The following is a 19,805-nucleotide window of genomic DNA, read 5'->3' on the forward strand; positions in this document are numbered from 1 at the left end:
TTGCCCATCCTCCATGCGCCACGCTCCCGAACTCCTCCTGCCTGCCGGCTCCCTGGCCAAGATGCATGCCGCCTTCGACTTTGGCGCTGACGCCGTCTACGCGGGCCAGCCGCGCTACAGCTTGCGTGTGCGCAATAATGATTTTTCGACCTTGCAAGCCTTGCAGGAGGGAATTGATGGCGCGCATGCGCGCGGCAAGCAATTCTTTGTCGCCAGTAATATCTTCGCCCACAACGCCAAGCTGAAAACGTATTTGCGCGACATGGAACCCGTGATCGCCATGCGCCCGGACGCGCTGATCATGGCCGACCCGGGCCTGATCATGATGGTGCGCGACAAGTGGCCGGACGTCCCCGTGCACCTGTCGGTGCAGGCGAACGCCGTCAACTGGGCCGACGTCAAATTCTGGCACCGCATGGGCTTGACGCGCGTGATCCTGTCGCGCGAACTGTCGCTCGACGAGATCGAGGAAATCCGCCAGCGCTGCCCGGAAATGGAGCTCGAGGTATTCGTCCACGGCGCCCTGTGCATCGCCTATTCGGGCCGCTGCCTGCTGTCCGGCTACTTCAACCACCGCGACCCGAACCAGGGTACGTGCACGAATTCCTGCCGCTGGGATTACAAGGTGAAAAATGCGTCCGAAGACGCCAGCGGCGACCTGGGCGGCATGCAGGTAGTGCCGCTGGAATTTCACCAGGCGCTGGCCGAAGCCGACAACAACGCGTTTTCCGCCCTGCACCAGCAGCCGCGCCACCCGCTGGCCGACCAGCCATATTTTATTGAAGAAGCCCAGCGTCCGGGTCAGCTGATGCCGATACTCGAGGACGAGCACGGCACCTACATCATGAATTCGAAGGATTTGCGCGCCGTCGAGCACATCGAGCGCCTGGTGAAAATCGGCGTCGACTCGCTGAAGGTCGAAGGCCGCACCAAGTCGCTGTACTACGCGGCGCGTACGGCGCAAGTCTACCGCCAGGCCATCGATGACGCCGTGGCGGGCCGCCCCTTCGATATTGGTCTCTTAGGTCAGCTGCAAGGCCTGGCCAACCGCGGCTACACGGACGGTTTCTACCAGCGCCACCACACGCAGGCGCACCAGAACTACATGCGCGGCGCGTCCGAGGCGGACCGCAGCCAGTACGTGGGCGACGTGCTGGGCGTGACGGATGGCTGGGCCAGGGTGGAAGTGAAAAACCGCTTCGCCGTGGGCGACCGCATCGAGGCCGTGCATCCGGGTGGCAACCGCGATTTCACCATTGCCCGCATGCTCAGCGATGACGGCAGCGAGATCCAGGTGGCGCCCGGCAGCGGCCACTTCGTGCGCATCGAACTCGACGGGGCCCTCGACAAGGCCTTGCTGGCACGTTATTTGTAACCGCCAGTCTGCCGCGCGGGGTGAGGAACCAGTATCTAAGTGTTTGATTTGACAAGTAAAAATCCACGCATCACCGCCTAAACAATTTGTTTAGGCTTCAACATTGCTATACGATACGGCCACCCTGCGCCCGGGGGCCTTATCGGCACCCGGTGCGTCCCTGACACGTTCACCGGAATCCCCGATGCCACCTGCCACTACCGCCCTGATCACCAATGACGCCGTCGTCCTCGGCTTGCTCGCCATGACCCTGGGGACCGTCTTCTGGACCGCTTCCCGCCAGGATGGCTTCTGGAAAAAGTTTTATACGTATATCCCGTCGCTGCTGATGTGCTACCTGATCCCGGCACTGCTCAACACCTTCGGCATCATCGATGGCAACGCTTCCGGCCTGTATGCGGTGGCGCGCGACTACCTGCTGCCCAGCGCGCTGGTCCTGCTGTGCGTGGCCATCGATTTCGGCGGCATCATCCGCCTCGGCCCCAAGGCCATCATCATGTTCCTGACCGGCACCCTGGGCGTCATGCTGGGCGCCCTCGTCTCATTCGAAGCCTTGCGTTTGATCCACCCGGAAACGGTGGCAGGCGACACGTGGCGCGGCATGACGACTGTCGCCGGCTCGTGGATAGGCGGCGGCGCCAACCAGGCAGCCATGAAGGAAGTGTTTGAAGTGGACGCCACCCTGTTTGGCCAGTTCGTCGCCGTCGACGTGCTGGTGGCCAACGTCTGGACGGCCGTGCTGCTGTTCCTGGCCGGCCGCGCGGGCGCCTTCGACCGCTGGACGGGGGCCGATTTGACGGCCATCAATGCGCTCAAGGACAGCATCGAAAGCTACCGCACGCAACACGCGCGCATCGCCACCCTGACGGACATCATGATCATCCTCGGCGTGGGCCTGGGCGTGACGGGCCTGTCGCACTTCCTGGCCGGCCCCATCATCAGCTGGATCAACACCCTGCCCGCCGCATGGCGCTTGCAGGACTACAGCCTGACATCGAACTTCTTCTGGATCGTCGTGCTCGCCACCACCTTCGGCTTGCTGCTCAGCTTTACCCGGGCGCGCAGCCTGGAAGGCGCGGGCGCCTCGACCATCGGCTCGGCCATGCTGTACGTGCTGGTGGCAACGATCGGCATGCACATGGACCTGGGCGCCCTGCTCGACAAGCCGTTTTTGTTCCTGCTGGGCCTGATCTGGATCGCCGTGCATGGCGGCCTGATGCTGCTCGTCGCCAAACTGATCCGCGCCCCCCTGTTCTTCATGGCCGTGGGATCGCAGGCGAACATCGGCGGCGCCGCCTCCGCCCCCGTCATCGCCAGCGCCTTCCATCCGGCCCTGGCTCCCGTCGGCGTGCTGCTGGCCGTGCTTGGCTACGCGCTGGGCACCTACGGCGCCTACATCACGGGGCTGATCCTGCGCAGCATGGCGGGGTGATGGCGATCCTGGCTTGACTAGGCGATCCGCAACGACAACGCCAGCCTTCGGGCTGGCGTTGTCGTTTACCACTCGCATCGGCCGCAACGTCCTCAAAAATCCCCACAATGTAGCAGAAACCCCTCAAAACCAAATTTCCGCACCATTTTCGTGCAAAATCTGCGATGATAGTTGCCCAAATAACCGATTACCTCCATGGAATTCTGATGAAATACGCATCTGCTCACGAGTATGTCCAGCATGTCGCCGCACGCAATCCAGGTCAACCCGAGTTTCTGCAAGCCGTCACCGAAGTCATGGAGAGCTTGTGGCCATTCCTGGAACAGCACCCGAAATACGCGGAACAAGGCTTGCTGGAACGCTTGATCGAGCCGGAGCGCGTGGTGATGTTCCGCGTGTCGTGGGTCGATGACCACGGGCAAGTACAAGTCAATCGCGGCTACCGCATCCAGCACAGCATGGCCATCGGGCCGTACAAGGGCGGCATCCGCTTCCACCCTTCCGTCACCTTGTCCGTGCTGAAATTCCTCGCCTTCGAACAGACATTCAAGAATGCCCTGACCACCTTGCCGATGGGCGGCGGCAAGGGCGGCGCCGATTTCGATCCGAAGGGCAAGAGCCCGGGCGAAGTGATGCGCTTCTGCCAGGCCTTCGTGAGCGAACTGTTCCGCCATGTGGGTTCGGACACGGACGTGCCGGCCGGCGACATCGGCGTGGGCGGGCGCGAAGTGGGCTATATGGCCGGCATGATGAAAAAACTCAGCAACCGCGCCGACTGCGTATTCACGGGCAAGGGCGCCAGCTTCGGCGGCTCGCTGATGCGTCCGGAAGCGACGGGCTACGGCACCGTGTATTTTGCGCAGGAAATGCTGAAAACCCGGGGCCGCTCGTTCGAAGGCATGCGCGTGTCCGTGTCCGGCTCGGGCAACGTGGCGCAATACGCGGTGGAAAAGGCCATGGCCATGGGAGCGAAAGTCATCACCGTCTCCGATTCGAGCGGCACCGTCATCGACGAGGAAGGTTTCACGCCGGAAAAGCTGGCCATCCTGATGGAAATCAAGAACCATCTGTATGGCAGGGTCAGCGATTACGCCGCGCGCACGGGCGTGCGCTTCGAAGCAGGCGTATCGCCATGGCATGTGCCGGTCGACATCGCCCTGCCCTGCGCCACGCAAAATGAACTGAACATCGACGATGCGCGCACCTTGATTGCCAATGGCGTGCAATGTGTGGCCGAAGGCGCCAACATGCCCACCACCATCGAGGCCGCCAAGGCCTTCGAAGCGGCCGGCGTGCTGTACGCGCCGGGCAAGGCCAGCAATGCGGGCGGCGTGGCGACGTCCGGCCTGGAAATGAGCCAGAACGCGGCCCGCATATCGTGGCCGCGCGAAGAAGTCGATGCGCGTTTGCTGCAGATCATGCAAGGCATCCACGCCGCGTGCAAGCAATACGGCACGCGCGCCGACGGCACGGTCAGCTATGTGGATGGCGCCAATATCGCCGGCTTCGTCAAAGTGGCCGATGCGATGCTGGCGCAAGGGGTGATTTAACTCCAGGACAGATGCGGGGGGCATCTTGAGAATTAACGACACCTGACAAAACCGTAGCGAGCGGAAGAGAGAGGTGGCCGAGAAGCGCAACCGTACTCGGGTACGGTGAGCATCGCAGGCCGCCTATATCGACGCGCAGTAGGTTTGGTCAGGTGTCCTACGGCATTTCAGGCTTCATCAAACTCTTGCGGCTGATGGTCCTGCCCGACACCATGAACTCGCCATTGCCACGATAGTGCAGGGTTTCGGGCAGCTTGGGCGACGTGGCCACGTGGGCTTTCACGCACTCGAAAATGAAGAAGCCGCCTTTCGGGTTGCCCGACACCTGGGCCAGCTTGCATTCGAAGTTGGCGTAGCACTCGGCGATCAGGGGCGCGCCCACCAGCTCTGCCGGCTGCGGTGTCAGGCCGAAGGCCGCGAACTTGTCCGTATCTTCGCCGCTGCAATTGCCGATGGCCACCACCTGGTCAACCATATCGGCCGTGGGCAGGTTGATCACGCACTCCATGCTGCGCTTGATCATTTCATAGCTGTGGTTCGCGTCGGAAATGAAACAGCCCAGCAAGGATGGCGTAAATTCCATCAGCATGTGCCAGGCCATGGTCATGACGTCGCTTTCCCCCTTCCACGTTGAACTGACGAGCACCACGGGCCCCGGTTCAAGGAAGCGCCGGATGTCGGCGACGGGATAATCTTCTTTGTGGTAATTTTTCATGCAGTCTCCAGGACGCGGTACGCCATAGCATAGCCCAACGGCGCCTTGCCGGGCGCGCGGCTGCCCGATGGCAACCGTATCATCCGCGCCGCGATTTGTGCAGTTCATCGCAAATTTCTCCCCAATGGAGATGTTGCACAATAGAATACACTGATCAACTACTCAAGGAAACCGCCATGCGCCCTCTGTTCCTGTTGTCAGTCCTGTCCCTTGCCTGCCTCTCCACGCTCGCGCATGCCGACGAGCAAACCCGCACGGTCGGCGCCTTCAACGCCATCGACATCCGCGGCCCCATCAGCATCGAAGTCGAATCGGGCAAGGAGCAAAGCCTGCTGCTGCGCGGCGACCAGAAATTCCTCAGCGGCGTAATCACGGAAGTGGTCGATGGCGAGCTGAAAATTTCCATGAAGGACAAGGACATCAAGAAGACGGATGGCGACCCGCGGGTCATCATCACCATGCCCACCTTGCGCAAGCTGATCGCGGAAGGCGCGGGAGAAAAGATATTGACCAAGCTCAATGGTCCACGGGTCGACATCAGCTACAAGGGCGCGGGCCGCCTGGCGGCCGATGGACAGGTCGACTGGCTGCGCCTGAAGGCGCAAGGCGTGGGCGAAGTCGATACGAAAGCCTTGTTGGCGAAAAACGTCGATGTCAATTTCGACGGCATCGGTTCCGTCAAGGTGTATTCCTCGGGCGAACTGAACGCCGTGGTGCGCGGCATGGGCGAACTGATCTATTACGGCAAGCCGAAGATCGTGCACAAGTCGATCGCCGGCATCGGCAGCGTCAACGCCGCCAAATAAGATTTCCTAAAATAACAAGGCCATCAGGCCAGGGGAGACCGCATGACCGCAACACATGACACGCAAGCACCGCTGGTGCTGCGCGAAGACGAGGGTGGCCTGGTCACCCTGCGCCTGAACCGTCCCCTGCAATTCAATGCCCTGTCGGAAGCCATGCTGGCCGCGCTGCAGGCTGAACTCGACTTCATCGCCAGGCAGCCGCACGTGCGCTGCGTGGTGCTGGCCGCCGAAGGCAAGGCGTTTTGCGCGGGACACGATTTGCGCCAGATGCAGGCGACGCGCCAGCTTGCGTATTACCAAACCCTGTTCGCGCAATGCTCGCGCGTGATGCAAGCCATTCAAACCTTGCCCGTGCCCGTGATTGCCCGCGTGCACGGCATCGCCACGGCGGCCGGCTGCCAATTGGTCGCCAGCTGCGACCTGGCCGTGGCGGGCGCGTCCGCGCGCTTTGCCGTGTCCGGCATCAACGTGGGCCTGTTCTGCGCCACGCCATCCGTGGCCCTGTCGCGCAATGTCTCGCCCAAGCGGGCCTTCGACATGCTGGTGACGGGCCGCTTCATCGACGCCGACACGGCCGCCGACTGGGGCCTGATCAACGAAACGGTGGCCGACACAGCGCTCGACGACGCCGTGGCGCGCCTGGCGCAGCAGATCATGGCGAAAAGCCCGACGGCCATCCGCTACGGCAAACAGATGTTTTACCAACAGCGCCAGCTGCCGCTGGACGACGCGTATGCGTACGCGGGCGACGTGATGGCGCGCAACATGATGGAAGAGGATGCGGACGAAGGCGTCACCGCCTTCCTTGAAAAACGGCCGCCCGGCTGGGCGGCCGCCAAGTAGCTTAACGTTCCTGCTTCATCTGCTGCTGCACGGAAAGACTCAAGGTACCGAGGTCCTCCTTGCCCAGCAGCGGCAATTGCGCCAGCAGCTGCATCAGGGCGGAACTGCCCGTCACGTCCAGCTCGGACGACTGCACCAGCACCGTGCCGGCGCCCGTGAAGTCGATCTGTTTTTCCTCGCCCGACAAACTGAAACCGGTCAGCGCGCCGGCGGCCGAAGCCCAGCCCTGCACGTGGGCGTAATCGTAGTGATACGACGGGCTGGGGCAATCGGCCCAGCCCAGCACGGCCTGCTCGTCGACGCGGCACGGCAGTTCCAGGAAATGCACGGGGCCGTTCGACGAGGCGATCACCTTGCCCGTGCCGATCATCGTCAGATAGCCGGGCAAGGTCGATTCCTGGCAAATCACGTCCTTCGTAAAACCCAGCAGGTTTTTCGCGCGGATGGTCATGTTGGCGTTGTCCAGGTCGTAGCACGCCAGATCGTTGCCGTTGTCGCCCAGGATCAGTTGGCCTTGCCCTTGCGCCACGACAAAGTGGTGGATGTATTTCGGTGCATTGAAGGCATTGCGCACGATCAGGTCGAGCACGCTGCTGCCCATGGCTTCGAAGCGCAGTTCGCCATAGAAGGCGATCATCTTGCCCTTGCGAATGAAGATCTGTTCCTTGACGTCGATGACATACGAAAAACGGTTCAGGTTATCGTTCTTCGGCAAGGTATCGGGATTGTAAATCGTCATGGCTTACCTTTCGCTCGCTTGGATATAGACCGTGCCCTGGCCCGTGAACTTCACCTGGTACGATTCGCCGGACGCCTGGCCGACGAAGGTTTTCCAGTTCAGGTCCGTGACGATGGTCGAGCTCAGCTGCCCCGTATGGCCGATATACGCTTGCGGGTCGACAAACACGGGCACATCCGGCGTGACGAGCAAGCCGATGGCGTTGCCGTCGGACAGGATCGCCACTTCGCCCGTGCCTTGCAGGGTGGTGGTAAACAAGCCCTGGCCCGAGGCCATGCCGCGCACCACGCCCTGCACGCCGCCCTGGTTGCCGAGGAACATGGTGCCAGCCGTCAGGCGCGCATCGAAGGCCAGCAGGGAATCGCTTTCCACATAGAAAGTTTCGCCGCGTACGGGCACGATGGTGACGAACAGGCCGCCCTGGGCGTAAAACACGCTGCCCGTGCCACGCGCCGACATCATGGCGTAGCCTTCATTCGTGACGGCGCGCATGGCCAGGCTTTGCACGCCCTGGCCGGCCAGGAAAGAGCGGCTGAACGCCACGTCGCCCTGGTACGACACCATGGCGCCCTTGCGCGCGAACACTTCTTCATTGCCGAGTTTGACCTCAAGCATCTTTTCATTGATCTGCTGATAGACAGGCATCGCGGGTCCTCGCTGACTTAACGTTCGGCGGGCTGGATGAACACCACGCCCTGGCCTGTGAATTTGTGCTGGTACGATTCGCCCGAGCTCTGACCGATCATCGTGCGCCAGTTGACATCAAAAACGAATTCCTGGCGGATGTCGCCCTTGAAGCCGACGAAGGCGTCCGGGTCCACGCGCAGCGGATGCGCCGGCGTCACTTCCAGCATGATCAGGTTGCCGCGCGAAATGACGGCCAGGTTGCCGTTGCCTTCAACGGTGGTGGAAAACAGGCCCTGGCCAGAACTGGCGCCGCGCAAACCCGCAAAGCTGGTGCCCGTTTTCAGGCTCGTGTCGTAGGCCAGCAGGCTGCTGCTTTCGATGGTCAGCTTTTCGCCGGCCAGTGCCATGACGGTGATCTCGGCCGCATTCTGCGCGAAAAACACGGTGCCCGTGCCGGCGGCCTGCATCACCTGCATGCCTTCGTTCGTCACCTTGCGCTTGAGCGCGCCAAAGATGCCCTCGCCACCGAGCAGGGACTTTTCAAATTTGATGGCGCCCGTATAGGCGACCATGGCGCCGGCAATCGCCAGCACTTTTTCATCCTGCAGGCGCACTTCCAGCAGGCGGTCGGTATTGGTGCGGAAACTGGTCACGCGCGACTCCCCAAGAATGCCAGGGCACAAAGCCATGGCTATCCGACAAGATACCGGTGGCTTTGACGGCGCGCAAGCGCTATTCCTCCCGAACGGGGGGCGTGCATAAAAAAAGGCGTGCCCGGAGGCACGCCTTGCGTTCACACAATGAACGGTTTATTCCGCCAGCACCGGCCGGGCGCCGCGCGCGTTCTGGAACAGCGGCACGGGATCATTGGTATTGACCTCGACCACCGTCACGCCCTGCACCACGCCAGCCACCTGGTAGCCGACGGCGCCCAGGTGGCGCTTGCCTTCGGCCAGGTTGGACCAGCTCAGCGAGACAGATGCGGTGCCGCCCGTGTAGGCCGTACCCGGCATCAGCGCCTTGAAGCTGCCATTGGAGAGGCCCGGCGCCAGAACCCACGACGACAAGGTGTAGTCGGCCTGGCCGTTTTGCGGCGCAAAACCGATCACGCACACCTTGTAGGTGCCGGCGGCAGGCAGGCGCAGTTCCACTTGCTCATTGGAACTTTCATTGCCGCTGCTGCCGACCAGCACATTGGCGGCGTTGTAGACCTCCATGTCCATGTCGGTATTCGCGCCGCCCGTCGTTTCCGCATCGTAGGTGGCAAAGCGCGCCGCCAGGGTGCCGGCAGGGATCACCACGTTGTGCACGTTCACACCAGTGGCGCCGCCCGCCTTGCAGGCAGCCGATGCGGCAGCGCCTGTCGCCGCCTGGCCGATCGTGCGCGCCTGGCGCACGGCTTCGACGAGACCCGACTTGACGCCGACCAGCGCGCCCGTGAAGCCCGTGCCCAGGGTCAGCACCTTGCTGCCCGTGGCCGCTTCGCTGCTGACCAGCGGAATGGCGGCCAGCGAGGTGCCGCGCGCCGTCAGCGGGCTGCGCACGGTGTGCGTGCCATCCGTCCAGCTCAGGGCGCCGTAGGTCCAGGTATTGGCCGGCGCCGTGGTGCGCGTCAGCTTGACCTGGTACTGGCCCTTGGCGCCCGGCGCCAGGTTCAGGCTCGTTGGCGTCACCGCCACCGTATAGCCGGGCAGGCTGGCCGAGACGTTGTAGACGGCGCTGCTGGCGCCCACGTTGGTCACCGTGCGCGTCAGCGTTTGCGTGCCCAGCACGTTGGCCGCCGTCAGCGACGCCAGGTTCAGGTTATAGGCCGTGATGGTGCCGATGGCCTGGCACGTGGCGGCGCTGTAGACCTTCAGGTTCAGGCCGCACAGGAAGCGCGCATAGTCGATTTCCGACATGTCGTACACGAGGCCAGGATCGGCCGCGCTGTTCGGCGCAATGTGGCCGGCGCCCTGGCCCCATGGCAGCTGGCCCGAGGTCTTCGCCGTGGCATCCCACGACACGGAACCGTTCAAGCCATCCGAATAGGTGCTGAAGGCCGTCGTCATCAGCGCCGACTTGATGGCCGCGGGCGACCAGTCGGGATGCTGCTGCTTGAGCAGCGCCGCCACGCCAGCCACGTGCGGGCTGGCCATCGAAGTGCCGGAATAGAAATCCCACTCGGCCGCTGGCGCCACGCCGCCTGCCGCCACGGCATCGCGCTGCGCCGGCGTCAGGTCGGCCGTCACGCCGGCCAGCACGTTGGTGCCGGGCGCCGAGAGATCCGGTTTCAGGATGTTCGCATTGGCCACGTTCGGCCCGCGCGAGGACCGGTCGCTGACGATCGGCGCCTGCACCGTGGTGTCGGGGATCGTATGGACTTCACCCAGCGCCGCCGTGCCATCGGGCGTCGCCGCCATGAAGGCCTTCAGCGCGTCGCCCTGCGCCTGTGCCAGGTGCACGGTCGACAGCACGTGCGCCTGGTTGATGATGGTGTTGGCGCCGCCGGCCACGTTGGCGATGATCACGCCCGCCGCGCCCGCCGTCTTCGCATTCGCGCTCTTGTTGACCAGCACGTTGCCGCCACGGTCGCACACGAGTATCTTGCCAGCCACTTTCGCCGGGTCCAGATACGCCGAAGTGGCATCGGCCGCGCCGAAGCAGCGCAGCAGATTGACGTCCGTCGGCAGCACGCCGGCCAGGCCCGCGTCGCGCGAGCGGATCAGCGGCAGCGCCGGCGTCTTCGCATTGCTCGACGCGCCTTCCAGCTTGGTGCCGTTGCTGAGGATGACATTGCCCGCGTACAGGCGGTTGTGGGTGGAATTGGCCACGGTTGCCAGCCACGGGCTGATGTGCGACACGGGCGCCGGCACGTCCGGTGCGGGCGTGGCCGGGCCGGAATTGCCGCCCGACGTGGCAACGAATACGCCGGCTGCCGCCGCGCCGAGGAAGGCGACTTCCGTCGGTTCGTCGAAGGCGCCGCCGCCCGCGTTCGGGCCGATGGAGAAGTTGATGACGTTGACGCCATCCTTGACCGCCTGGTCGATGGCGGCCACGCTGTCGGCCGTGGCGCAACCGTTGCGGCCCGTCGATGCGGCCGTCCAGCACACTTTATAGGCGGCGATGCGGGCGCGCGGCGCCATGCCCGATGCCTTGCCCAGCGACACGCCGTTCGAGGTGGCCAGGGCGCCATTGTTGCCGCCGGCCGTGGAGGCCGTATGCGTGCCATGGCCGCCGTGTCCCGTCAGGCCGGCGACGGAATCGCGCGGCGACAAAAATTCCGTCCAGTGCAGCGCCGACGTGGCGGCGCGGTAGTAGCGTGCACCGATCAGCTTGTTGTTGCAATTCTCGGCGGAGAAACCTTCGCCCGTCTGGCAAGTGCCCTGCCAGCTGGCCGGTGGCGCGCCGTACACGACATTGTTGCCGCTGTGGCTAGGTACGCCATTCTCGTCCAGGCGGTCGGCAAAGGCCGTGTTTTCCGGCCAGATGCCGCTGTCGACGATGCCGATGATGATGTCTTCACCCGCGTGCGCCTTGCCGCCCAGCTGCTCCCAGATGCCGCCCGGCTTGTCCAGGCCCAGGAAGCTGGGCGTGTAGCTGGTGTCGAGCTGCAGGATGGAGTCGGCGCTGATGCTGGCCACGCCGCTGTTTTTCTTCAGGGCCCGCACTTCATCGTCCGTCAGCAAGGCGGAAAAGCCGTTGAAGACGATGCTGTACTGGTGCGTGATTTCAGCCGCGCTGACGGTGCCGGCCACGGCGGCCTGCTTGGTGTCGAGGTAGCTCAAATAGGCCTGCACATCGGCGGCGCCCACGTTGATGCGCGCGCCGGGGGCCGGCTTGGTGGCGGCTAGGCCGTCGACCTGGCCCGTGTAGGTGGCGGCCGGCTTGTCGACCAATTGCACGATGTAGGAGCGGCGTTCCTGCGCCTGCGCCGCTTGCGCCAGGCTGGCGGCCAGCAGGAGGATACCGAGTGAAACGGGACGTAATTTCATCTCACGCTCCTTGCACGGTGAACGCTGCGAACTTGCCGGTGCGGCGGCGCGACAGCATGCCGATGGCGCCCAGGCCGACCAGCATCAGCATGTAGGTCGACGGTTCCGGCACGGCGCTGATGTTGATATTGTCGAGCGCAAACTGGCCCTGGTTAAAGGCGGGGAAATCAATGGAATTGCTGCACGCGCCAGTGTCATTGAAAATGCACGCGTTGAAGGTCAGGCCCGTAAACGCGTAGTTGCTGAAGCCGCCCAGCAGGGAAGCGCCCTGGAAATGGTAATTGCCATCGCCGCCCTGGCCGGGAAACGCCAGCGAGGTGCTGATCACCTGGCCGTTGCTCAGGGTGCCGCTCAGCTGCAACTGGCCCCAATTCATGTTGGGCAAGCCGGATACGGGCGCGATGAAGGAATAATCGAAACCGGCCAGGCTGAACGCCTGGCGGTCGGCACGCGAAAAATTCACGCCGCCATCGTTGAGGATGGCCAGGTAATTGCCGGTGGCGCCCTGCGGGCAGGCGGCGATATCGCACGACGAGCCCACGCGGCCATCGAGGATGGCGCCCACGCCGCTGACGCCGCCGCCGGCCGCCGTGGTCGGATCAGCCAGGAACAGCAGGTTGTAGCTCGACGTATTGAGCGTCTGGCCGCTGGCATACACGTCGGGGCGCAAGTTATCGAAGGTCAGGACATCGGCCATGGCCGGCGCCGAGGCCAGCACGGACAAGGTGGCCAGCGCGGCCAGGATGGTGGCGCGACCGCGGGTAGCGGGCGGATTGGCGGTGGCGGGCGATACCCGCGCATGTGATGAACGATTCATTCTATTCCCTTGTTTGTTGTGGATAGATAGGTCGGCAGGTCTGGCGCCCGCTTTCAGCTTTTTCACAAAAGTGTCAACAAATATAGCAAATCGCATAAAACAAATAACATATTTTTAATATCATTTATTTATTTTTTATCTAGCTCCGCGAAACTTTGTTTTGTTTTATCTATGAAAGCTTGAGCAATCTCAACGTTACATTGGAACAACAATGCTGCGCACTGCAGACATGCGCGCCAGCGTGCCGGCCCGACTTCAGATAAGCTCGAAAACCGCGCCTGCCGCACCGTCATCTTCCCGTCACATCGCGGTACACCTGTTCCATCCTGGAACACTTGTCTCTCCCCGCCACGCGCCCGGCCACAGCCCCTGCAGCGATGGCATGAAGCTTGCACAACAAAGAGATCGACCGTGCTCAGGGAGCAGCATCATGGAACACTACCAACTGGCCGGCAGCGGCCGCTCAGGCACGCTGCCGGCCCGGCGCATCATCGCGTGCGGCACGCTGGCGCTGGCTTTTTTCCTGCTGGCCGCCAGGCTGGACCTGGCCGAACGGCTGACGCGCGCGCTCTGGCGCCAGGAACACTGGCAACTCGATGAACTGATCCTGAGCCTGTTGCTGCTGGTGCTGGCGCTGGCCGGCTTTGCCGTGCGGCGCGGACGCCAGGTGGCGCTGCTGCTGGCGCAAAACCGCGCCCTCACGCAGCGCCTGCTGCGCGCGCAGGAAGAGGAGCGCTGCGCGCTCGCGCGCGAGCTGCACGATGAAGTGGGACAAGACTGCACGGCCATCCGCGCCGCCGCCAGCTACATCCTGCGCGCGCGCGATGGCGACCAGGCCAACGTGCAGGCCTGCGCCGCCAGCATCGCCCGCTCCTCGGAAGCGCTGCATGCGATGGTGCGCACCATGCTGCGCCGGCTGCGCCCGCCCGTGCTCGACAGCCTGGGCCTGGAAGCAGCCCTGCAGGCGCTGTGCGACAGCTGGGCCCAGCAGCACGGCATCGCCTGCCATTTCGCGGCGCACGCCATCCCCGCCGGCCTCGACGACAGCACCGCCACCGCCATCTACCGCCTGGTGCAGGAAGGCTTGACGAACGTGGCGCGCCACGCGGGTGCCGACCAGGCCACGGTGGAATTGCGCGCCGATGCGCGCGGCGTGCTGCACCTGGCCATCGAAGACAATGGCCGGGGCTTGCGCCAGGACATGCAGCAGGAATCCGGTTACGGCATGCTGGGCATGCGCGAGCGCGTGGCTGGCTTGCGCGGCCATATCCGCTGGATCAGCGCGCTGGGCAAGGGCTTGCGCATCGAAGTGGCCCTGGCGGCACGGTGCGCGGCATGAGCGCCATGCACGGCAGCATACGGCCGATCCGCGTGATGCTGGTGGACGACCACCCGGTGGTGCGCACGGGCTACCGCCGCCTGCTGGAACAGGGCGGCGACATCGCCGTCGTGGCCGAGGCGGGCAATGGCGAGACGGCATATGGCTTGCACCTGGAGCAGGCGCCCGACGTGTGCGTGACGGACTTGTCCATGCCCGGCATCGGCGGCCTGGAATTGCTGCGCAAGCTGCTCGCCCGCGATGCCGGCGCCCGCGTGCTGGTGTTTACCATGCACGACACGCCGCAGCTGATCGCGCGCGCGCTCGACGGCGGCGCCTGCGGCTTCGTCAGCAAGCAGGCCGACCCGGAACACCTGGTCGACGCCGTGCGCGCCGCCCACGCGGGCCGGCGCTACCTGGACCCGCACAGCGCACCGGGCGTGCTGCAAGGCACGGCCCGCATGGAAGCGCAGCGCTTGAGCAGCCTGAGCCAGCGCGAATTCGAAATCTTCCGCCTGCTGGCCGAAGGCCGCAGCGCCGCCGACTGCGCCCGCCTGCTGCACGTGAGCAGCAAGACGGTGGCCAACCACCAGACCTGCATCAAGGAAAAGCTCGACGTGCCCGGCCCCGCCGCCCTTGTCCACCTTGCGCTGCGCAACGGCGTCATTGAGCATATCCACCCTTAAAACGCGTAGCGCAGGCCCACGTTCACGCTGCGTGGCGCGCCGGCCGCATAAAACGTGGCATTGACCATCGGATACTCACCGTTCACGGCGGGCAATGGCCGGGCGGCAAAATTGCCGCTGGCATCGAAACCCGTCGCGCCCAGCTGGGCCGCTGTCGCATATTTCCGGTCGAACAGATTATTCACCTGGGCGAACACGCTGAGCCGGGGCGTCAGCTGGTACTTGCCGTTCAGCTCGACCACGGCATAGCCGCCGCTCTTGCCCGCGCCCAAGTACGATGGACCGCCCGCCTGGTGCTGGTTGTTTTCATTGCCGCGCGCATACGCGCTGGAGACGGCCGTCATGGCCAGGCCCACCGTCCAGTCGCGCCCGCCCTGGACATCCACGTGCGCCTTCAGGATATGGCTCGGCGTCAAAGGAATCCGGTTGCCCGGCGCGATGACGATATTGCCTTCCAGGCCGGGCGCCTCCGCATCGCTGCTGCTGTTGGCGCTGCCGTTGACGGTTTCCCTGCTTTGGTACGTCGCCTGCAGCCACGTGTAATTGACGCCGAAGTCCAGCGCGCCCGCCTTGCCGTCGACCGCCAGTTCCACGCCCTGGTGGCGCGTCTTGCCGAAATTCTTGAAATAGCCGAAACCGGCCTGGTTGTCGGCGACGAACAGAATATCGTCATGGTTTTCCGCGCGGAACACGCCCGCACTCCAGCGGGCCACGTCGCGCCACTGGCCGCGCACACCCGCCTCCCACGTCTTCGTCACCACCTGTTTCAATGGCGGGTCGCCGGCCATGGCGTTGGGCAGGCGGCATGGGTTTTCCGGGTCGGCGCAGCCAAGTTCAATGGCCGTCGGCGTGCGGCTGCCTTCGTTGTAGCCGAGATACGCGCCGGTACCTCCGGCCGGCGCATAGGCGAGGCCGATGGCGGGATTGAAGCGGCTGAAACGATGGTCGCCATCGAGCGAGCCGCTGCCGCCACCGGGCGTGATGGCATCGCGGTTGCGCACCGTGCTGCGGTTGTAGCGGCCGGAGATGGTCAGGGTCAGGTCTTGATTGAACGCCATGCTGTCGCTCGCATACACGCTCCACGTGCGCATGCGCCCGCTCAAGTCGACCCGGTTGTCGACGGGCGTGCCATCGTCATCGATCTGCGTGCCATCGGCAAAGAAATCCACGGGCGTGATGCTGCGGTCGGGATTCAGATAGCCAAACTGGCTCGTCTGGCGGAAGGTGGCATGGCTCGTGTCGTAGGCGGCACCGGCCGTGACGGCATGGCGCGCTCCCGCCACGTCGGCCAGCGCGGTGACCTGGCCGGAAAACCCATAGTTTTCCTGCCGCGTATGGCTGCGATTGAGCATGCCATTGCACTTTTCGGCCGGCTCATCGTTCAGCAGCACGTTGGCGATGCAGCGCCATTTGGGGAATGGCGTGTTGCCGGCATTCGCCCCGCTGGCGGGAAAGCCCGTGTAGCCGGCCGCTGCCAGGGCCGCTCGCTCGGCCGCGCCGGGCTGGTAGACGGACTGGTCGAGCGACTCGTCGTTCAAGTCGCCGTTAAACGTGTGCGTGTCGATCTTGCGGTAGTACACATTGCCGGACAAGAGCAAACCAGCGCCGGCCTGGTGCTTGCCCGTCAGGTTCAGCAGGGTCGACCTGTTTTGCGTCAAATCGGGCTTGGTGTAGACGCTGCGGTAGTCGCGCGCCAGCAGGCGCTGTTCCTGCAAGCCGTTACCCGTCAGCGCATTGTCCGCGTGGGCCACGGTGACGGCGATGTCCGTGCGCGCATCGCTCCAGCCCAGCTTGCCAAACGCCTGGCGCACGTCGGACGGCGAATCGTCGCGCCAGCCGTCTTCCTTGAAGCGGTTGCCCGTCACATACCAGTGCCAGCCTTGCGCATTGCTGCCGCCATGCTCGACCTCGACGGCGCGCCGTTTGTCGGAACCCAGGCGCGCTTCGATGGCGGTGCCGGGACTGCCCCTGCCATCCTTGGTTTGCAGGGCCAGCGCGCCGCCCAGGGTATTCAAGCCGAACAGGGGATTCGAGCCCGGCATCAGGGTCAGCGACTCGATGGCCATGCGCGGGATCAAGTCCCAGCTGACGACGTCGCCAAACGGCTGGTTCAGCCGCATGCCGTCCAGATACACGGAGAGCCCCTGCGGCGTGCCCAGCAGGGGTGAAGCCGTGTAGCCGCGGTAGCTGACGTCGGGCTGGAACGGATTGTTCTGCACCTCGTTGACAACCACGCCGCCCAGGTTGCGGCGCAGGAAAGCGGAAATATCGAGCGCGCCGCTGCGGGCGATCTGCTGCGCGCTGGCCGTCTGCACGGGCGCGGCCAAGGCATCGCGCGGCTGCTCCACTGTGGGCAGCGGCATGCTGCCCGTAATGATGACGGTGGGCAAGTCACCCGAGGTGGCCAGGCTCGCGGCCAGGCTGGCGTCAGCGGCAAGGTCGGCGGCCTGCGCCTGGCACAGCGCCATGGCAGCGGCAGCCAATAAAGTCAGTTTCATGCGTATCCCCAGTTTTATCGTGGTTTTTATTGCGTCCAGTATCGGACAGCCACAGGGGATGCACTAGGGAAAAACTCCCGCCGTGCGGGGGAACTAGCGTTGCAAGGGCAGGTAGCTCTGTTTAAGCTGGCGCAACACGAAACTGGATTTGCTGTGGCGGATGCCGGGAATTTTATACAGGCGCTCGCGCAGCAGGCGTTCATAGTCGCGCGTGTCGCTGACGGCAATGCGCAAATAGTAGTCGTAGTCGCCCGAGACGAGAAACGCTTCCAGCACTTCCGGGATCATGGCCAGCGCGTGGCCGAATTCGAACAGGGCCTGGTCGGAATGGTCGTCCAGCGTGACTTGCACGATGACGGTGTCCGCCAGCCCCACCTTGGCCGCGTTGACATTCACCGTATAGCCTTCGATGACGCCATCGTCTTCCATGCGCTTGATGCGGGCCCAGCATGGCGACGAGGTCAGGCCCACCTTGGCGCTCAGCTCATGCAAGCTGATGCGGGCATCCTGTTGCAGGGCCGTCAGGATGGCGAGGTCGAATTTATCCAGCTTCATTCTGTCATATCCTTATTTCACAGCAAATTTTGCTGAAGATTACATTCTATACGAGAAAACCAGTAGCCTTTTCTGTCGGAGCAAGCAGAAAATAGACACATGAAACCCGATCCCGCTCCCCTCCTCGCTCCCGCCACCGATACTGCGCCGCGCAACGGCGCCAGCGTCCTGATCGACACCCTGCTGGCCCTGGGCGTCGACACTGTCTTCGGCTACCCGGGCGGCGCCGTGCTGCCCCTGTACGATGCGCTGCACGCGCAGCCCCGCTTGCGCCACGTGCTGGTGCGCCACGAACAGGCAGCCGTGCATGCGGCCGAAGGTTATGCGCGCAGCACGGGCCGGCCCGGCGTCGTCTTCGTCACGTCCGGCCCCGGCATGAGCAACACCACCACGGGCTTGCTCGACGCCCTGTGCGATTCGGTTCCCCTCATCTGCATCAGCGGCCAGGTGGCCACCACCAGCATCGGCACAAACGCCTTCCAGGAATGCGACGCGCTGGGCATTTCGCGCCCCGTCACCAAGTGGAACCGGCAAATCCGCGCGGCCGACGAGACGGCTGGCGTGGTGCAGGAAGCGTACGCGCAGGCCACGCAGGGCCGGCTCGGTCCCGTGCTGATCGATTTTCCCAAGGATATGCAGTTGGCGCGGGTCGCGGCCGGCACGCCGCTGCCGTCCGTCGCCGCCGTCCCTGCCCCCCTGCCCGGCGCGGCTGATATCGAGCAAGCCGCCAGCCTGATCGCCGGTGCGCGCCAGCCCGTATTCTATGGCGGCGGCGGGCTTATCAATTCCGGCCTGGATGCCTGCGCCGCGTTCGGCCAGCTGGTGAAGCTGGCGGCCGCGCCGTGCACCTTGACCCTGCTGGGCCTGGGCGCCTTTCCCGCCTCGCACCCGGCCTTCCTCGGCATGCTGGGCATGCACGGCACCCTGGAAGCCAACCTGGCCATGCATCATGCGGATTTGATCGTCTGCGTCGGCGCCCGCTTCGATGACCGGGTCACGGGGCGGCTCGACGCCTTTTGTCCCGGCGCGAAAATCATCCACGTCGATATCGACCCGGCGTCGATCGGCAAGGTGGTGCGCGCCGACGTGGCCCTGCGCGGCGATTGCGCACCCGTGCTGGCGGCATTGCTGGCACAGCTGCGCGGCCGCCTGCTGGCGGACCGCCAGCCGTGGTGGCAACGCATCGAGGGCTGGCGCGCGCAGGAATCGCTGGCATTCGACGATACGCCTGACGTCATCGCGCCGCAGGCGCTGATGCGCCGGCTGCAGGCGGCGCTGGACAGCATCGATGGCGTCGACGCCATCGTCGCCACCGACGTGGGCCAGCACCAGATGTGGGCGGCGCAACATATGCGCTTCGAGCAGCCGCGCCGCTGGCTCACCTCGGGCGGCGCCGGCACCATGGGTTATGGACTGCCAGCGGCCATCGGCGCGCAGATCGCTCATCCCGGCAAGCGCGTGGTGTGCGTCAGCGGCGATGCGTCGATTCTGATGAATATCCAGGAGCTGGCCACGGCCGTGCAGCACCGCTTGCCCGTGAAAGTGGTGTTATCGAACAATGGCTACATGGGCATGGTGCGCCAATGGCAGGAACTGCACCACGGCGAGCGCTACAGCCACAGCTACACGGAAGCGCTGCCCGATTTCGTCGCCCTGGCACGCGCGTTCGGCTGGCAGGCGCACACGGTGAGCCGGCGCGAGGAGCTCGACGCGGCGCTGGCGGCCTGCCTGGAATCCAGCGGCCCCTACTTCCTCGACGTGCGCGTGCATGGCGCGGAAAACTGCTTCCCCATGATGGCGCCCGGCGCGGGGCACCATGAAGTGACCCTATCCAAGGGCAAGGTGTACAGCGAGCGGTAGGTCGGATTAG

16 protein-coding genes are annotated in these 19,805 nt (G+C 64.4%); 8 read left to right on the top strand and 8 right to left on the bottom strand.

What is annotated here, in order from left to right; all coding sequences use genetic code 11:
* The first annotated feature begins 13 nt into the window (after positions 1 to 13).
* From yegQ to gdhA, 3 genes are all read left to right on the top strand, one after another.
* Positions 14 to 1,375 (top strand): tRNA 5-hydroxyuridine modification protein YegQ, encoded by a 1,362-nt coding sequence (gene yegQ / locus JAB1_RS27835; protein WP_070282887.1) that lies wholly within the window; start codon positions 14 to 16, stop codon positions 1,373 to 1,375.
* Positions 1,376 to 1,559: 184 nt separating this feature from the next.
* Entirely contained in the window at positions 1,560 to 2,807 is a 1,248-nt protein-coding gene (locus JAB1_RS27840) for a DUF819 family protein (protein ID WP_070282889.1), read from the top strand.
* 206 nt (positions 2,808 to 3,013) lie between these two features.
* Positions 3,014 to 4,357, top strand: a complete 1,344-nt coding sequence (gene gdhA / locus JAB1_RS27845; RefSeq protein ID WP_034784281.1) for an NADP-specific glutamate dehydrogenase — start codon at positions 3,014 to 3,016, stop codon at positions 4,355 to 4,357.
* 157 nt (positions 4,358 to 4,514) lie between these two features.
* On the opposite strand, the gene JAB1_RS27850 is transcribed toward gdhA, so the two are convergent.
* A complete protein-coding gene (locus tag JAB1_RS27850) occupies positions 4,515 to 5,072 on the bottom strand; it encodes a flavin reductase family protein (protein WP_070282891.1) in 558 nt (185 codons plus the stop codon).
* A 176-nt stretch (positions 5,073 to 5,248) separates the two neighbouring features.
* Between JAB1_RS27850 and JAB1_RS27855 the strand changes: the two genes are divergently transcribed.
* Positions 5,249 to 5,878 carry a head GIN domain-containing protein gene (locus tag JAB1_RS27855; RefSeq protein ID WP_070259867.1) on the top strand — a complete coding sequence of 210 codons (630 nt, stop codon included), beginning with the start codon at positions 5,249 to 5,251 and terminating at the stop codon, positions 5,876 to 5,878.
* Positions 5,879 to 5,920: 42 nt separating this feature from the next.
* On the top strand, positions 5,921 to 6,721 hold the full coding sequence (locus JAB1_RS27860) for an enoyl-CoA hydratase (protein WP_070282893.1): 801 nt from the start codon (positions 5,921 to 5,923) through the stop codon (positions 6,719 to 6,721).
* A gap of 1 nt (position 6,722) precedes the next feature.
* Here the strand turns inward: JAB1_RS27860 and JAB1_RS27865 are convergent, their stop codons facing one another.
* The 5 genes from JAB1_RS27865 to JAB1_RS27885 all read right to left on the bottom strand — a co-directional run bounded on the left by JAB1_RS27865 (position 6,723) and on the right by JAB1_RS27885 (position 12,878).
* The gene (locus tag JAB1_RS27865) at positions 6,723 to 7,460 is read right to left on the bottom strand and encodes an AIM24 family protein (protein ID WP_070282895.1); all 738 of its coding nucleotides are present in this window, start codon (positions 7,458 to 7,460) and stop codon (positions 6,723 to 6,725) included.
* 3 nt (positions 7,461 to 7,463) lie between these two features.
* Positions 7,464 to 8,105, bottom strand: coding sequence for an AIM24 family protein (locus tag JAB1_RS27870; RefSeq protein WP_070282898.1), 642 nt, complete (start codon positions 8,103 to 8,105; stop codon positions 7,464 to 7,466).
* A 17-nt stretch (positions 8,106 to 8,122) separates the two neighbouring features.
* A complete protein-coding gene (locus JAB1_RS27875; protein ID WP_080753537.1) occupies positions 8,123 to 8,776 on the bottom strand; it encodes an AIM24 family protein in 654 nt (217 codons plus the stop codon).
* A gap of 120 nt (positions 8,777 to 8,896) precedes the next feature.
* On the bottom strand, positions 8,897 to 12,061 hold the full coding sequence (locus tag JAB1_RS30615; protein ID WP_070282900.1) for a S8 family serine peptidase: 3,165 nt from the start codon (positions 12,059 to 12,061) through the stop codon (positions 8,897 to 8,899).
* A gap of 1 nt (position 12,062) precedes the next feature.
* Positions 12,063 to 12,878, bottom strand: a complete 816-nt coding sequence (locus JAB1_RS27885; protein WP_034784293.1) for an NF038120 family PEP-CTERM protein — start codon at positions 12,876 to 12,878, stop codon at positions 12,063 to 12,065.
* Between the two features lie 430 nt (positions 12,879 to 13,308).
* On the opposite strand from JAB1_RS27885, the gene JAB1_RS27890 reads away from it, so the two are divergent.
* A complete protein-coding gene (locus JAB1_RS27890) occupies positions 13,309 to 14,217 on the top strand; it encodes a histidine kinase (RefSeq protein ID WP_070282902.1) in 909 nt (302 codons plus the stop codon).
* Positions 14,214 to 14,882: a response regulator transcription factor gene (locus JAB1_RS27895; RefSeq protein WP_254672284.1), complete on the top strand. Its 669-nt coding sequence runs from the start codon at positions 14,214 to 14,216 to the stop codon at positions 14,880 to 14,882. The genes JAB1_RS27890 and JAB1_RS27895 overlap by 4 nt, the downstream gene beginning before the upstream one ends.
* Here JAB1_RS27895 and JAB1_RS27900 read toward each other — a convergent pair.
* Complete coding sequence (locus tag JAB1_RS27900; RefSeq protein WP_071653431.1) at positions 14,879 to 17,380, bottom strand: TonB-dependent receptor; 2,502 nt, start codon at positions 17,378 to 17,380, stop codon at positions 14,879 to 14,881. The genes JAB1_RS27895 and JAB1_RS27900 overlap by 4 nt on opposite strands.
* Positions 17,381 to 17,473: 93 nt before the next feature.
* Positions 17,474 to 17,935 (bottom strand): Lrp/AsnC family transcriptional regulator, encoded by a 462-nt coding sequence (locus JAB1_RS27905; RefSeq protein WP_034784295.1) that lies wholly within the window; start codon positions 17,933 to 17,935, stop codon positions 17,474 to 17,476.
* Positions 17,936 to 18,034: 99 nt separating this feature from the next.
* Here JAB1_RS27905 and ilvB point away from each other — a divergent pair, with 99 nt between their 5' ends.
* Positions 18,035 to 19,795, top strand: a complete 1,761-nt coding sequence (ilvB, locus tag JAB1_RS27910; protein WP_070282907.1) for a biosynthetic-type acetolactate synthase large subunit — start codon at positions 18,035 to 18,037, stop codon at positions 19,793 to 19,795.
* Positions 19,796 to 19,805: the final 10 nt, after the last annotated feature.

This window comes from Janthinobacterium sp. MP5059B (assembly GCF_001758645.1).
Classification (GTDB): Bacteria; Pseudomonadota; Gammaproteobacteria; order Burkholderiales; family Burkholderiaceae_D; genus Janthinobacterium; species Janthinobacterium lividum.

Coding starts and splice junctions, on each gene's coding strand:
- yegQ (WP_070282887.1), top strand. CDS start 14: ATGCGCCACGCTCCCGAACTCCTCCTGCCTGCCGGCTCCCTGGCCAAG.
- JAB1_RS27840 (WP_070282889.1), top strand. CDS start 1,560: ATGCCACCTGCCACTACCGCCCTGATCACCAATGACGCCGTCGTCCTC.
- gdhA (WP_034784281.1), top strand. CDS start 3,014: ATGAAATACGCATCTGCTCACGAGTATGTCCAGCATGTCGCCGCACGC.
- JAB1_RS27850 (WP_070282891.1), bottom strand. CDS start 5,072: ATGAAAAATTACCACAAAGAAGATTATCCCGTCGCCGACATCCGGCGC.
- JAB1_RS27855 (WP_070259867.1), top strand. CDS start 5,249: ATGCGCCCTCTGTTCCTGTTGTCAGTCCTGTCCCTTGCCTGCCTCTCC.
- JAB1_RS27860 (WP_070282893.1), top strand. CDS start 5,921: ATGACCGCAACACATGACACGCAAGCACCGCTGGTGCTGCGCGAAGAC.
- JAB1_RS27865 (WP_070282895.1), bottom strand. CDS start 7,460: ATGACGATTTACAATCCCGATACCTTGCCGAAGAACGATAACCTGAAC.
- JAB1_RS27870 (WP_070282898.1), bottom strand. CDS start 8,105: ATGCCTGTCTATCAGCAGATCAATGAAAAGATGCTTGAGGTCAAACTC.
- JAB1_RS27875 (WP_080753537.1), bottom strand. CDS start 8,776: ATGGCTTTGTGCCCTGGCATTCTTGGGGAGTCGCGCGTGACCAGTTTC.
- JAB1_RS30615 (WP_070282900.1), bottom strand. CDS start 12,061: ATGAAATTACGTCCCGTTTCACTCGGTATCCTCCTGCTGGCCGCCAGC.
- JAB1_RS27885 (WP_034784293.1), bottom strand. CDS start 12,878: ATGAATCGTTCATCACATGCGCGGGTATCGCCCGCCACCGCCAATCCG.
- JAB1_RS27890 (WP_070282902.1), top strand. CDS start 13,309: ATGGAACACTACCAACTGGCCGGCAGCGGCCGCTCAGGCACGCTGCCG.
- JAB1_RS27895 (WP_254672284.1), top strand. CDS start 14,214: ATGAGCGCCATGCACGGCAGCATACGGCCGATCCGCGTGATGCTGGTG.
- JAB1_RS27900 (WP_071653431.1), bottom strand. CDS start 17,380: ATGAAACTGACTTTATTGGCTGCCGCTGCCATGGCGCTGTGCCAGGCG.
- JAB1_RS27905 (WP_034784295.1), bottom strand. CDS start 17,935: ATGAAGCTGGATAAATTCGACCTCGCCATCCTGACGGCCCTGCAACAG.
- ilvB (WP_070282907.1), top strand. CDS start 18,035: ATGAAACCCGATCCCGCTCCCCTCCTCGCTCCCGCCACCGATACTGCG.